1 protein-coding gene and 1 pseudogene are annotated in these 1,014 nt (G+C 41.2%); both read right to left on the reverse strand.

The annotated features are described in order from the left end of the window. Positions 1 to 90: 90 nt before the first annotated feature. Complete coding sequence (locus H8Z79_RS16660; RefSeq protein ID WP_011528024.1) at positions 91 to 264, reverse strand: cysteine-rich KTR domain-containing protein; 174 nt, start codon at positions 262 to 264, stop codon at positions 91 to 93. A 51-nt stretch (positions 265 to 315) separates the two neighbouring features. Next, positions 316 to 1,014: pseudogene (tet(O), locus tag H8Z79_RS16665) on the reverse strand (tetracycline resistance ribosomal protection protein Tet(O)); the annotation flags it as partial.

Consider the following 1,014-nt stretch of genomic DNA (forward strand, 5'->3'; position numbering starts at 1 on the left):
TTTTTTATTTGGTGAGTTTGTTCTTTCAAATACGAAACAAAAAGAGCCGATGATTCGTGAATTGTTCCACAATTTCATCGGCTCTGCGTCTTAAGCGTCTGGCTCTTTGATGACAGTTATCTTCAAGTTGTCAACTTTAATCAAGCTTTCTTGTCTGCATTTTGGACAATAAAGGGGATAATTCTCCAAAACAGTGTCCTTCCTAATTTTATTACGGGTTTTGCTCCCACAAACAGGACACAATATCCATTCGCATTTCATCATAATTAGTCTCTAATCCTTTCAAATCTCATTTTATATGACTTTTGCAAGCTGTTAAGCTAACTTGTGGAACATATGCCGAACCTTATCTATACGGCTATTCGGGCGGCGGGGTTGGCAAATAAATTTACCAATAGCTGGCTGGTATCCTTTTAACTCTGTCAAGCAGACTCCCTGCCCATTTGTGAAATAAGTTAAATCGTTCCTGTATTCTTGAATACATCTGGCAGGGATTTCTCCTTTCAGAATGACCTCGTCATTCTTTACCTGAGTACTTACAATATCTGCACAATACCTTGGGGCATCATGATACGCCCGTGAGAGATATTCCTGCGGTGCATAAATTTCAAAGTGGAGATATGGCTCTAATAGTTCTGTCCCTGCTTTTTTTAAAGCCTGCTCCAATACGATAGGGGAAAGCAGCCGAAAGTCTGCGGGGGTACTTACAGGACTATAATACAATCCATATTCAAAACAGATTTTACAGTCTGTCACTTTCCATCCATACAGCCCCTGCTCGCAGCCATAAAGAACCCCCTCCATAACCGCATTTTGGAACGATTGGTTTAAATATCCAAGTGAAACTCTGCTTTCATACTGCACTCCGCTTCCAATAGGGAGCGGCTCTATGGACAACCCGACAGAAGCCCAGAAAGGATTTGGCGGGACTTCTATGTGGATGGTATATTCTGCTTTTCTAAGCGGTCTTTCCATATATATAACAGTAGGCTCTTTTATTTCTGCCTCCACATG

This window comes from Blautia intestinalis (assembly GCF_014297355.1).
Lineage (GTDB): Bacteria > Bacillota > Clostridia > Lachnospirales > Lachnospiraceae > Blautia_A > Blautia_A intestinalis.